The organism is Sporosarcina aquimarina (genome assembly GCF_023715615.1).
GTDB lineage: Bacteria > Bacillota > Bacilli > Bacillales_A > Planococcaceae > Sporosarcina > Sporosarcina aquimarina_A.
The window spans coordinates 1-12,998 of the sequence record NZ_JAMBOM010000001.1; the positions used below are offsets into that span (position 1 = coordinate 1).

Consider the following 12,998-nt stretch of genomic DNA (forward strand, 5'->3'; position numbering starts at 1 on the left):
GCGTACCCATGGACGTTTGAAGATTCAAATATCTAATTATTATTGTTTATCTGCGTGTCAAAAAAATATTTTTGGCACCCTAACAACGGGTCAAACCGTTGATACATCAACATTTATAGAGGGAGGAAGTTTTATGACAAGCGTTATTTTATAATGGCGTTGTGGGAAAACGGGAAATCCCCTCTTCTGCATGATGAATGGCCACATTAATTTTGAATTCCAAAGGGGTAAAAGGATGAACGCATAGTGGATTGAACTACCAAACCGTTAGAGGTTGTGGTTTTTTGCTTGTCACATTCGTGTCACACAGAGAATGGATTGAAAATGATAAGGTAATATTTGATTGTAAAATACATAAAAGACCATCAGTAACAAGGAATGCCATTAAGCTATTGGAAGTTCTTCAGTAACCTGAAAGTATAACCACTCTAGCAAATCAGATGACGTAACATTTTACGGATATACGTGAATGGAGGAGAATTTGTAACAGGGTAAAAGTTAATTAATGAGTGTAGCTTTGAAATAAAGAAGTTGTTTTGAACAATCCTTGATCACAGGGAGTACCTCCAGTCTTTTGGATGTATAAGACGACTAACGTTCTACTAGACTTGGGGAGGTACTCCTTTTTTATGTCTTCCACCCCTTGGTGTGCAAAGGATGAAAATCGTTCAAATCAATTAAAATACAAGGCCGATGATGATGGCAGATAAAACACTTACAAGAGTTGCTCCATATAACAATTTTAGTCCGAAGCGAGCAACGACATTCCCTTGTTTTTCATTTAATCCTTTTACCGCGCCTACGATGGTACCGATAGACCCAAAGTTAGCAAATGAGATGAGAAATACGGATACAATGGCTACTGTACGTTCACTGAGACTTTCTTGAATCTTCACGAAGTCAAGCATGGCAACAAATTCGTTGGCAACAAGCTTTGTTGCCATAATGCTACCGGCTTGAACGGCTTCATGCCATGGGACACCCATTAGAAAAGCAATTGGTGCAAATACATATCCTAAAATTCCTTGGAACGTAATTCCAAATACCCCATTAAAGACTCCGTTGATTAAGGCGATTAACCCGACAAAACCAACTAACATGACTCCAACGATGACAGCTACTTTAAAACCATCCATAATATATTCGCCTAGCATTTCAAAAAATGTTTGTTTTTCTTCTTCCTGGACCTCAATAATATCTTCTTCGGGATTTACTTCATACGGATTAATGATAGAAGCGATGATGAAGCCACCAAATAAGTTTAACACTAATGCAGCTACTACATATCTAGGCTCCAGCATGGTCATATAGGACCCGACTATTGACATAGAGACCGTCGACATTGCCGAAGCGCATAGTGTGTACAAACGATTTTTATTTAATAATCCGAGCTGGTCCTTTACTGAAATAAAAACTTCATTTTGCCCAACAATTGCTGCTGCAACGGCGTTGTACGATTCTAATTTCCCCATGCCATTTATTTTACTGAGTACAAAACCAATATATTTAATGATAAAAGGCAGGATTTTAAAATGTTGTAAAATCCCAATGATCGCTGACATGAATACAATTGGCATCAAAACATACAGGAAAAATGTATGAGCTCCTTCATTAGCCATTCCACCAAATATAAAGTCAATACCTTCATTGGCGTATTCTAGTAATTTTGCAAAGCTACCGGCAAAACCTTTAATTAAAAATTCTCCGACGCTTGTCTTTATTAAAATAAACCCTAGAATCATTTGAAGAATTATCATTGTAATGACGGGGCGATATTTAATATTTTTCTGATTATAACTCGCAAGCCAAGCCATGACTAGAACAAGCAATAGACCCACAATAGAAATTATATAATGCATTTTTCTTCCCCCAGATTATTGGTTAATGTGTAAGCGGTCGAGATCTAAATTGTTAGATCACTACATCAATACGATTATTTGAGAAGTGTGGCTATCAATGCCATCATCTTTAGGAATCTTTTAGTGAGCAATAGCCGTATTCAAGGCGATTTCCGCCATTTCGTTAAACGACTGTTCACTTTCCTGATGAGTTAGGTGTTCATTAGTTAACAGTTGACTTCCTACTGTGAGAATAGAAAGTGCTTGTACACCATATTTAGCAGCTAACGTATAAAGAGCTGTACTTTCCATCTCGACTGCTAACACACCAAAATCCATAAACTTATGAAGTCTATCTAACGTTTCACGATAAAATTCATCTGAATTGTAAATGTTGCCGACAAAGACTTTTGCATGTTTACTTTGTGCCTGTTGAAATGCCGTCATTAGCAATGAAAAATCTGCTACTGGAGCATAATTACAACCGTAAAAAATCTTATCGGTTAAATTACTATCTGAAGAAACCGCTTGGGCCAGTATAATATCGCGAATATTTACTTCTTTTTGCATCGCACCACATGTACCGATACGTATCAATTTTTTAGCACCATAATCATTTATCAATTCAGTAGCGTATATACTCATAGTTGGATTTCCCATTCCTGTCCCCTGCACCGAAACAGGCACGCCTTTGTACAATCCAGTGTAGCCATACATGCCTCGAACTTCGTTATAGCAGTAAGCCTCGTCTAAAAAGTGTTCGGCCACAAACTTAGCTCGCAAAGGATCTCCTGGAAGCAAAACGCGTTCTGCTATTTGTCCTTTTTTTGCTTCTAAATGTCTACTCAAATGTTGTTCCTCCCTTTTTCACAAGCAACCTCAAGATTCCCGAAGAAACCGTTTTCATTTCCAAATAAGAACATCTGTCCAAAAAACGGTAATCATTTAATTCAGTATAATCGGCTGCTTTGAGCATAGGACTTTTTGTAAACACAAGCTAGACCAAAATATTATGTTGCATCAGGGAAATAATTGTCCCCGTTTATAAAAGCAATTCTTTTCGAATGTTTTCCAAATCCTTTTTAGTTGGGATGGTAGAAATTATGACTACTGGTACGTCGCTTAATGCAATAGGAAAATTGCTAATGACAAAATCTATCTCGTGTTGCTTTACAATATCATCCGTCAGCTCTTTCATAATCGAGGTATTCACGATCAAATCGTCCCCAATTTCTTTTTTGATGAGCTTGGCGACATAATGTCTTATTGAAAATTCTTCTCCTATTACTAAGAAAGCTTTTTTACTTTTATAACGTAAGCTTGAACTTACTAATAGTGTTAGTTTTACTAAATGGGAGTCATTATATATGACTGAAGGGTGAAGTGCAGTCCACATTTGCATACAAGCTTGCATTTCTTGATAAATCTGCAGACACTCTTTTTGAACATACTCCGTCAAATTATTCTTTGAAATGGCCATCCATTCGGGAATGGCATTATCGATTAATAACTTGTCAAAGAACTCATACACTTCCAGGACAAAACGTTCTTTCATATCAAGATTGGGATAATGCCGTAATAATAGTGCTAGAAACTGATTCACCATCAGAAATTCTTCTTTACTCTTACGCAATTCCACTTCTTTACTCCTTGCCGAGTTGGTTCCATCATAATAGTTGTACTGACTAAGACTAAACATAGACTGCATAAAAAGAAGTTCGCTTTTTGTCCATGTAACCGTGGTCATTTTCTCGAGTGATTTTGCGAAGTTCGACACGGGTCTATAAAAAATGCCACGTTCCCAAGGGTAATGATTATCAGTGATGTTTACATACCTCTCGGAGTGAATTCTTTCTAAAACAATTGCCACTAAAAAGGTTAAACGTCTTTTAGAATTAATAAAGAAAATGATGTTTTCCTCGCTCTCAATCGTAGTGATCAATTGGTTGATGAAAGTAAAATCAATTCTAGCAAATGGCCATCCTGTAAAATCATAAGCATCACAATATAACTTCCAATAAAAATAACGAATATGGATTTCGTTCCCTTTCACTGTTGGGGAGGCATGCGAAATACGTAAATTATATGGTTTCAGATCGTTATTATTTAATTGGATAATCAATTTTTTCAAAGATGAGGTGCTCATAAACATCGCATCAGCAAGTTCTTCTAATGTAAGCTGACCCTCTTTCGTAAATAAGAGGTGCATTAGCCGATAAAAAGTGGTTTGTCTAAACATAATTGAAATTACTTCACTAATTGTTGTACTGTGACCATCCCGTTGGAGAAGGACTCCTTTTCCTCTAAAAACTTCAATGATGATGGAAGGAGGTAATTGTTTGCTTATTTCTTCCACCATTTTGCGTATTGTTTTATCGGAAATCCCTAACTTTTTTTCGATTTCAGCTAAAGTAAACCATCTTTTTTCTGTATCGAGCAGCGTTAATAGTTGGCTCGCTAATTTAAAGTCCTTATCCACTTTCTCACCCTTTCCTATTGAAAACCTATATGATTATTGGTCCTCATGTACATCACTATACTAAAAGGAACCACTGCAATAAAAGTTTACAAGTAAGCACTCGCAGTCTAGCGTGAAGCAGGACCTTATTTAAAAAGGTGTTTTGCTTAGTGGACGGAATAATTTCAACTAAGTATTCTTGACGGGCTAATTACTTCACACTACAATGAGTAATGTGAGGTGAATAGCAGGTGAGGATACGAAAGTTTAAAATCAATGAAAGTGGATTGAACCGTTTTTTTGGACCTCTTGAAGCCAAAATTTTGGACGTCTTATGGAATGACGGTGAGAGAACCATTAAAGAAGTTCAGCAAGCCCTTGAAAAAGAAAAAGTGACAAATTTCAATACTGTCATGACAGTGATGAATCGGTTAACAGAGAAAGGGGTCCTTCAAAAAAGAACCGAGGGGAGATCTTCCTTGTATAAACCGGTTACCTCAAGAACCGAGTTTTTGAATACGCAGTCGAGAGAGATGACAAATGAACTGATGGAGGAGTTTGGATCGGTTGTCGTAAGTCATATGCTCGATGCGCTTGAAGATGTGGATGATGATCTGGTCGCAAAGCTCGAAAAAAAAATTAAAGAATTGAAAAAGGACGTTTAAGGTATGTCCAAACGTCAATCAAGCCTTATGCTTTTCGGATCACTTATCATCTCAGGAATGATTTTTCTTCAAATGAGTATCTACATTCTCTCGATGTTTGCAGGCTGGAACGTCCGGTTTAATCTTGTTGCAGTTTGTCACAGTTGGCTTAAAGTAATCGGTCTATCTTACCTTGAATATGTTCTCGATGTGTTTGTTATATATACGCTATTATTTTTGTTGTGGAAAATGACAATTCATTGGTTCCATGCAATGCAAATGAAAAAACGATTCGAGCTATATAAAGAAAATGCGCTCACAAACGAGATGAATAAGAAATACAACAATGAAAAAAAGCTTTCATGGTGATCTCACATCCTGCGGCAATTGCAATTACAATGGGACTTGTTCGACCTAGAATCGTCCTATCAACAGGTTTGATGAAACTTTTAACTGATGATGAGTTAACAGCAGTTATATATCATGAGATGTATCATAAAGAAAATCACGATCCGTTAAAAAACTTTCTGATTTCACTTTGCTCATCGACGTTATGGTACATCCCGATTCTTAAATGGTTTAATCAGAAATATAGAATTTTTAAAGAATTATTGGCGGATGAGTTTGCAATTGAAAAACAAGCAACATCTCTGAATCTGGGGAGTGCACTTTTGAAAATGCTGAAAGTGGGCAAGCAAGAAAAAATTCTTTTTGCTCATGCATCATTTGCTGATACATCGGTTAACTATCGGATTAAATACCTTTTGAATCCGTTTAGTGAAATTCAGTTAAGGATTCCGGTAAGAGTCGCATTTCTTTCAATATTGGTTTTTAGTTTTATCTGTACGCTCTTTATGTACGCACTTGTGTATGCATAGTACTTAAATACACTACAAAATGTAGTTGAAATGGAAGTGTTTGTATTGTCAAAGAAAATTTTTTGGATTATCGGGATAGTGGCTGTATGTATCATTGGAGTTATTGTGTTAACGGATGTTAGCGAAAAGTCGGTTGTTTTGGACTATGAGGGTCAACCTTTTTTAGGTGAAGAGTCTGCACCAGTTGAAATTGTTGAATTTGGCGATTATAAATGTCCAAGCTGCAAAGACTTTAATGATAATCTATTTCCAATTATTTATAAGGAATTAGTTGAAAATGGGAAAGCGAAACTTTACTTTATGAATTATTCATTTATAGCTGCTGATTCGACAACTGCTGCTCAATTTGCGGAAACTGTTTATCAGGAGCTTGGAAATGAAGAATTTTGGAAGTTCCATGAATTATTGTTCAAAAATCAACAACCAGCTGCTGAACAAACCAATTATTTCACCGAAGCTTTTTTGGAAGAACTTCTGGCTGAAGTAGCAAGTTCCGAAGATGTGAAAAAGGTAATGTCCGCATATCAGAATCACGAAGGGGAAGCTGCTTTGAAGAAAGATATGAAAATGGCAAAAAACCTTGGAGTTTCTTCAACTCCCACAATCTTTATTGGTGGGAAAGAATTCAAGGGACGTACAATGAGTGACTTTACTAAAATGGTGGAAGAGGCGGCTGCGGATGGTAAGTAAACCATTGCTCTTTGCTTGGATAGCCTCGATCACTGCGATGATTGGAAGTTTGTTTTTTAGTGAACAGATGGGATTTGTTCCTTGTACGCTCTGTTGGTATCAGCGTATTCTGATGTATCCTCTTGTTCTTTTCCTAGGCATCGCATTCTACCGGAATGATCGGGATATTGTTAAGTATGTGCTCCCATTGTCTGTAATGGGTGTGCTAATGTCCGGTTATCATTATGCTTATCAAAAGATTCCTTCACTGCATGAGTTTAGTGTATGTACGAGCGGAGTCCCTTGTTCAGGGCAGTATATAAATTGGTTTGGTTTTGTAACGATCCCTTTTTTGTCACTGATCGCTTTTGTATTTATTACGATTATGATGCTAATCCTCTGGAAACGTAAGTGATCGTTTGTTAGTAGTTTTTTAGCGTCAAGTGCAGCAGCGGCACTTGACGGGGAATTGCGTAGAGGTTTGTCCTGTTGAAGCGATTAAATGAGGTATCAGAAGAGGAATTGGCATCAAATCTTATTGCGAAAGAATACTTAGCCGATAGCGAGGAATGGATACTTTTTCTAAAGGTATAAAGAGCAATAACAGTTGTTGCGCAGGAGATGGTGTATTCCCCTTAAATATGGATCTGAGATTGCTTTTGCATTTGTACGTTTAAAATCCATGTTACTAGCTCTTAAAAACATTTAGTTGTTTAGGCGATAGGTCTTGTTATTCAAGACAAATTATCGATACAATTCCATTATTTGATCTGCAATATAGTCCGAGCTGAACTGAATACCATGGATAGTGTTTTAAAATTAATGAAAGCCGTTTTAGAAGGGGTGACCTTCCGAAACGACTTTCTTTTTTATTGTCATTACGCATAAAAAACCCAATGATCCATAGTTATTTTAACTGAAATACTACAGCTTTATAGTTAACTGACTCACTTCCTTTAGGTGTGGGTTTTTGGTCGTAACATTGGTGTCACACAGAGAATATATCGTAGTAGTTAGTCTTTAGACAGTAGGAAGGTAGTGAAACTTTGAAAAGAATAATTTGGAGAGTTATCAAATGCTCTTTCATTCTAGGTATAGTTGTAGTTGGGATCATATTTTATGCATTTAAAATAGAGCCAAAACGTTTGGTGACTAGGGAATTTGAAGTGGAGCTATCATCTGAAGATGGAGATTCCATCAGAGTTGTTCAGTTTTCAGATGTGCATCTGGGTCCTCATTATTCATTGCAACAGCTTAAGAAATTGGTCGAAAGAGTAAATGAGCTTGAACCTGACGTCATCGCTTTTACAGGTGATTTGATAGATGTTCCATCTGCCTTCGAGGGAAGGTCAGAAATAAGTGATATTTTGGGTAAACTACGCAGTAGATATGGTAAATATGCTGTTTGGGGAAACCATGACTATGGTGGCGGTGGGGTTAGGTTTTATGAAAATATTATGAAAGAATCAGGGTTTAAGTTACTTGAAAATCAGAATAGTGTCATAGAGCTTGATAGTGGACAAAAAGTAACGATTATTGGGTTGGATGATGCGATGCTTGGACACCCGGATATTGAAAAAGCGTATACAGGTGTTGATGATCAGGGAGACAAGTTGCTATTGCTGCATGACCCAGATCTTGTAGACCATATAACGATTGAACGTTTTGATTTGGCGTTGGCTGGTCACAGTCATGGTGGACAAGTTGTTGTCCCATTATTTGGTCCCTTGGTAACACCGCCTTTAGCTAAGAAATACACAAAAGGGATGTATCAGCTAGCGGAAGACAACTATTTGTATGTGAATAGTGGAATCGGCACGACGAGGATAACTGTGAGATTTTGGAATCCTCCGGAGTTATCAGTATTTGACTTAGCTATGTAAAATTGTTGCGAAGGGGGAATGGGAAATGACTATTTTAATCGCAGATGATGAGCCGCAAATGCTTAAGGTACTTTCAGCATATTTTAAAAATGAAGGCTTTGATGTCCGGACGGCTAAAGATGGTCAGGAAGCATTAGATATAGTGGAGTCTACCAAGATTGAGTTGGCTATTTTAGATTGGATGATGCCGAAAATTGATGGTATAGATGTATGTAACTATATAAAGGAAAATAGCCAAACTAAAGTTCTGATTTTGACAGCGAGAAGTCAAAATCAAGATGAACTAGTGGCCTTAAATACAGGTGCTGACGACTATATCAGGAAACCGTTTGATCCACAAATATTGATAGTAAGAGCTAAAAAACTTATGAATAGTAGCAAAGAAATTAAAGTAAGTGATATTCGGATTATGGAAAATGAAAAAAAAGCGTATAAGAATGATGAACTAGTTCAGCTAACTAAGACCGAATATGATTTGTTGTTGGTTTTCAGTAGAAATAAAGGTGTTATTTTATCGAGAGAAACGCTAATTGACCGAGTTTGGGGCATGGATTATGATGGTGACCCTCGAACGGTTGATACGCATATCCGGAGGCTAAGAGCTAAAATTGGTACTGAGCTTATTAAAACTTACAGAGGGGTGGGCTATTGTTTGGAGGTGAAGGGAGATTAAAATCGGAACCAAGTTTTCAGTGGGTGTGTCATCGATTGTTATTTGCACGTTTATTGTTTCAATAGTAGCAAATTTTTTCTTGGTCGACAGATATTATATATATGAGCAAAGAAAGATTTTAAACGAGGTAGCGAATGATATACGTAGTGTTTCTGAAAATGATTTTGCGAGTAATTTGAAGCGCATAGAAGAGGAACACACCGTAACAATTGTCTATTCAGAGGTCAGTAGTAACTTGGATCAACTGAATGATAGTATAAGATCAGAATTTGAAACGAAAAAATTAAAACTAAACAAATTTTGGATTACGGAAAATACGTTAAATACTTTACAGAACAATAGTGTAAATAAAATATATGATCAAGGCGTAACAAAATATAAAGTTCTAACAAAGTTTATAAAAATAGATGATTATATTATTGCCATAGCGTTGCCTTTACCACATATGGAAGAAACAGTCCTAATCATCAATCGATTTAATATGGTTCTGATGACTTTTTCAGTATTACTGATAATTTTTTTAGTACTTATTCTATCTAACAAAATCACAAGACCTTTAGAATCCTTGAAAGGTTTGTCCCAGGATATAGCCAGTTTGAAATTTAGGAGAGAAGAGATTAACACCAATGATGAGGTAGGCGATCTAGCGAAAAGTATAAATAGTATGAGTGAGAAATTAGAGAAAGCCCATAACGAGGTCAGTCTTCAAAATAAGCGATTAAGAGATTTGATGTCAGATGTGTCCCATGAGTTAAAAACGCCACTATCCATAGTGAAAGTGTATGAACAAGGTATAGTGGACGGTTTAGATGACGGAACGTATAGGGAGGTAATTGAAGAGCAGATTGAGAAAATGGATTTATTGATAGGGAAGCTTTTGTTCTGGACAGAGTTAGAAAATAGTTCATTAAATAAATGTGATTTTGACATAGGCAGCAGAATTATCGATATTACTGGAAAGTACACGCTGATACTACAGGAAAACTGTATTGATTTATCATTGAATATAGAGGACAAGGACTATATTATTCGTGCAGATCAAGAAGGGATAGATGTTGTACTCGATAATTTAGTTACCAATGCGATTAAATATACCAATGACAAATGTATTGAAATTACGTTAACTAAAGATACTAATGGTGTGAACCTTACTATTGCTAACGGAGTTGGGGAGATAGACGAAGGCGATTTAGAAAGTATATGGAGACCTTTTTACGTATTAGAAAAATCAAGAAGTAAGGAACTTTCGGGGACAGGGTTAGGCTTGCCTATTATCAAGACCATTTTGGATAATCACAAACTAGATTATGGGTTCAAGTTAAAAAATAATAGGTTAACGTTTTTTGTAACATTCGTGTAACGCACTCGCATTACTCTAATGGTGGAGGTGTGATACATGAAAAAAATACTACCAGTCATGTTAATAACTGCAATGGTAACTAGTGTTCTTGCGGGGTGTGTGAATGACAAAAGCGTACCAAGCAAAGTGGACAATACCCAAATAGCTAATCTGGATTTTAACTTTCATGTGGATCCAGAGACCCTAGCGTTGGAGGTAGAGTCCAATGGAATTGCTGAGAGGGCATCGGAACCACTGGAGAAGATGGAAGTTTCAAATTTAAAAGACAGTGGAGACACTATTACCTGGTCCTATTTAGAAAAAGATATTGATGTTGAAATTAAGAAAAGTGATAAGTATGTAGATGTAACTATAAAAACTAGCAAAGATGAGGACAACAAGTTTGCATGGCCAAAAGTGACTGGGGACGGATATATGCTCCCGTTAAATCAAGGGAAGTATATTCCAAGCAATGATTCTATTTGGAAAGATTATTTAAATGGAGAAAAAATGAAGGTGATTGAGGCTTTATCTATGCAGTTTTTTGCAGTCGATAAAAGTGCATATTCGCTAGTCTATATAATTAATAATCCTTACAATAGTGAACTTAATTTTAAAACAGACAATAAAATTGAGTTTACTTATAATCATGAGTTTCCAGCAATTAATGAACAGAAGGAATATGGTTTTAGAATATATGTAACGGATAAAAAACCAGTAGATGTTGCAAAGACTTATAAAAATTATTTAATCGAACAAGGGGCATTCAAAACCTTGGCAGATAAGGCAGAAGAAAATAGTAATATTGAAAAACTTTACGGTGCACCCCATGCTTACTTTTGGGATAGAACTGTGATTTCAGAGGAAAATATAGAGTGGAATAAGCTGAGAGACCACCTACCAGAAAAACTGAAATTATGGATTCAGGGATTATTAACTACTAAAGTTGAGGATGGATCAGAACTCTCAGCGGCCTTCGATGATTTAAATAACTTAGATTATGTAGACAAATATACTGAAAATAGAATAGTAAAAGGCTTAAGTACCGTGATGCAACTAAAAGAATTCTATAATCCGGAAATATTTACTGGAATAGATAAAGAAACACAAGAGCTTGTAAACCGGAAAACAGAAAACTTAAATCCTATTGAGTTGATTGACCTAAATAAGAGATTGTTTAAAAGCGAACTTGGAAATGCAGTTGACCCCATCGCGAAATGGGCAGATGCAAACACTGTCGATGTGATAAAGGATATGAAGGATTCAGGGTTAGGAAACATGTGGATTGGACTGGATGACTGGCAGGAAGGATTTATTAAACCAGAATTAGTGAAAGAAGCAGAAGAACTCGGCTATTTAATAGGTCCCTATGATTCGTATCATTCAATCCATGAACCAGGTAAAGAGAAGTGGGAAACCGCTAAGTTTAAGGATACCTCACTATACGAGAAAGCAACTGTGACTAATAAAGATGGGAATAAGATTGAAGGATTCCAAGGTGAAGGTAGAAAGTTGAATCCCACGCTTGCAATGCCTAGTGTAAAAGAAAGAATAACTTCGATTTTAGATACTGGCATTAAATTCAACTCATGGTTTTTAGACACGGATGGTACTGGAGAAATCTACGATGACTATTCGCCAGAGCATATTACCACTGAAAAAGAAGACATCCAGGCTAGAATAAAAAGAATGGAGTATCTGCAGAAAAAGTGGAAAATGATAGTTGGAACAGAAGGCGGCAATGATTTTGCAAACAAGACGATTGCCTTTGCTCATGGAATAGAAACGCCATCTTTTTCTTGGATGGATGAGGATATGAAAACAAACAAAGAAAGTAAGTACTACGTCGGGAGATACTATTCAAGTAGTGGTGGGGTTCCAGAACTGTTTTCTAAACAAATACCTATAAAGGATAAATATAAGAAATTATTTATGGATTCAAACTACACGATTCCATTGTATAAGTTAGTTTACAACGATTCAGTGATCACGACTTATTGGTGGGGATGGGGAACCTTAAAAGTAGAAGATGAAATTACAAATAGGATGTTGTATGAGGTACTCTATAATGTCCCTCCCTTATATCATATAGATAAACACGAGTGGGATAAACATAAAGAAACAATCGTAAGACATTCTAATGTTTGGTCAAACTTCAGTAGAAAAGCAATAACAAAAGAAATGACAGATTTTAAAATTGTTTCAGAGGATAGACATGTCCAAATGACAGAGTATGGTAAATCATTAAGTGTAATAGCCAATTTTTCAGAAGATGAATTTAATTATCAAGGAGAGACAATACCAGGTAAATCATTATTAATCATTGATGGAAATAGTAAAACTATCTATACGCCGAAAGAGTGAGCGCGAATATTGCAACATTCTAATTGCTTATATTTACTGAAACAATTTTTCAATACCTAATATTTCTTGGTAGATTGCTCTCGCCAAAACTTATTGCTAGTATTAAAAAAACATGTTACGTGCTTAAATGTAAGAGGGGATTGGTCAAATCCAAACGAATCAAAAGGCATCGTTTACTCATTTTTTGAGAGAACGATGCCTTTTTTTGATGGGAATATTTTTAGTTATTAGAAGGGTCGAATACAAATAGAG

Annotated in this window: 13 protein-coding genes; 10 read left to right on the plus strand and 3 right to left on the minus strand. The window is 36.2% G+C overall.

Annotated elements, in window-relative coordinates; all coding sequences use genetic code 11:
* Positions 1 to 677: 677 nt before the first annotated feature.
* From M3197_RS00005 to M3197_RS00015, 3 genes are all read right to left on the minus strand, one after another.
* On the minus strand, positions 678 to 1,859 hold the full coding sequence (locus M3197_RS00005) for a NupC/NupG family nucleoside CNT transporter (RefSeq protein WP_251657968.1): 1,182 nt from the start codon (positions 1,857 to 1,859) through the stop codon (positions 678 to 680).
* A 120-nt stretch (positions 1,860 to 1,979) separates the two neighbouring features.
* Positions 1,980 to 2,687 (minus strand): purine-nucleoside phosphorylase, encoded by a 708-nt coding sequence (gene deoD / locus M3197_RS00010; RefSeq protein WP_251657969.1) that lies wholly within the window; start codon positions 2,685 to 2,687, stop codon positions 1,980 to 1,982.
* Positions 2,688 to 2,880: 193 nt separating this feature from the next.
* Positions 2,881 to 4,317, minus strand: a complete 1,437-nt coding sequence (locus M3197_RS00015; protein WP_251657970.1) for an AcpB/EbpR/MafR family transcriptional regulator — start codon at positions 4,315 to 4,317, stop codon at positions 2,881 to 2,883.
* Positions 4,318 to 4,547: 230 nt separating this feature from the next.
* On the opposite strand from M3197_RS00015, the gene M3197_RS00020 reads away from it, so the two are divergent.
* From M3197_RS00020 to M3197_RS00060, 10 genes are all read left to right on the plus strand, one after another.
* The gene (locus M3197_RS00020) at positions 4,548 to 4,961 is read left to right on the plus strand and encodes a BlaI/MecI/CopY family transcriptional regulator (RefSeq protein WP_251657971.1); all 414 of its coding nucleotides are present in this window, start codon (positions 4,548 to 4,550) and stop codon (positions 4,959 to 4,961) included.
* A gap of 3 nt (positions 4,962 to 4,964) precedes the next feature.
* A complete protein-coding gene (locus M3197_RS00025; protein WP_251657972.1) occupies positions 4,965 to 5,309 on the plus strand; it encodes a hypothetical protein in 345 nt (114 codons plus the stop codon).
* Entirely contained in the window at positions 5,303 to 5,818 is a 516-nt protein-coding gene (locus tag M3197_RS00030) for a M56 family metallopeptidase (RefSeq protein ID WP_251657974.1), read from the plus strand. The genes M3197_RS00025 and M3197_RS00030 overlap by 7 nt, the downstream gene beginning before the upstream one ends.
* Before the next feature lie 36 nt (positions 5,819 to 5,854).
* Positions 5,855 to 6,508 (plus strand): DsbA family protein, encoded by a 654-nt coding sequence (locus tag M3197_RS00035; RefSeq protein ID WP_251660000.1) that lies wholly within the window; start codon positions 5,855 to 5,857, stop codon positions 6,506 to 6,508.
* Positions 6,498 to 6,902, plus strand: a complete 405-nt coding sequence (locus M3197_RS00040) for a disulfide oxidoreductase (protein ID WP_251657976.1) — start codon at positions 6,498 to 6,500, stop codon at positions 6,900 to 6,902. The genes M3197_RS00035 and M3197_RS00040 overlap by 11 nt, the downstream gene beginning before the upstream one ends.
* A 28-nt stretch (positions 6,903 to 6,930) precedes the next feature.
* Entirely contained in the window at positions 6,931 to 6,993 is a 63-nt protein-coding gene (locus M3197_RS17430; RefSeq protein WP_432813971.1) for a 4Fe-4S binding protein, read from the plus strand.
* A gap of 642 nt (positions 6,994 to 7,635) precedes the next feature.
* On the plus strand, positions 7,636 to 8,370 hold the full coding sequence (locus M3197_RS00045) for a metallophosphoesterase (protein WP_251657977.1): 735 nt from the start codon (positions 7,636 to 7,638) through the stop codon (positions 8,368 to 8,370).
* A gap of 25 nt (positions 8,371 to 8,395) precedes the next feature.
* A complete protein-coding gene (locus tag M3197_RS00050) occupies positions 8,396 to 9,043 on the plus strand; it encodes a response regulator transcription factor (protein ID WP_251657979.1) in 648 nt (215 codons plus the stop codon).
* A 79-nt stretch (positions 9,044 to 9,122) separates the two neighbouring features.
* Positions 9,123 to 10,403, plus strand: coding sequence for a sensor histidine kinase (locus M3197_RS00055; protein ID WP_251657981.1), 1,281 nt, complete (start codon positions 9,123 to 9,125; stop codon positions 10,401 to 10,403).
* Between the two features lie 36 nt (positions 10,404 to 10,439).
* Entirely contained in the window at positions 10,440 to 12,746 is a 2,307-nt protein-coding gene (locus M3197_RS00060; RefSeq protein WP_251657984.1) for a glycoside hydrolase, read from the plus strand.
* Positions 12,747 to 12,998: the final 252 nt, after the last annotated feature.

Excerpts from the sequence above, each read along its gene's own strand:
- M3197_RS00040 (WP_251657976.1), top strand. The coding sequence starts at position 6,498 with ATGGTAAGTAAACCATTGCTCTTTGCTTGGATAGCCTCGATCACTGCG.
- M3197_RS00030 (WP_251657974.1), top strand. The coding sequence starts at position 5,303 with ATGGTGATCTCACATCCTGCGGCAATTGCAATTACAATGGGACTTGTT.
- M3197_RS00025 (WP_251657972.1), top strand. The coding sequence starts at position 4,965 with ATGTCCAAACGTCAATCAAGCCTTATGCTTTTCGGATCACTTATCATC.
- M3197_RS00005 (WP_251657968.1), bottom strand. The coding sequence starts at position 1,859 with ATGCATTATATAATTTCTATTGTGGGTCTATTGCTTGTTCTAGTCATG.
- M3197_RS00050 (WP_251657979.1), top strand. The coding sequence starts at position 8,396 with ATGACTATTTTAATCGCAGATGATGAGCCGCAAATGCTTAAGGTACTT.
- M3197_RS00060 (WP_251657984.1), top strand. The coding sequence starts at position 10,440 with ATGAAAAAAATACTACCAGTCATGTTAATAACTGCAATGGTAACTAGT.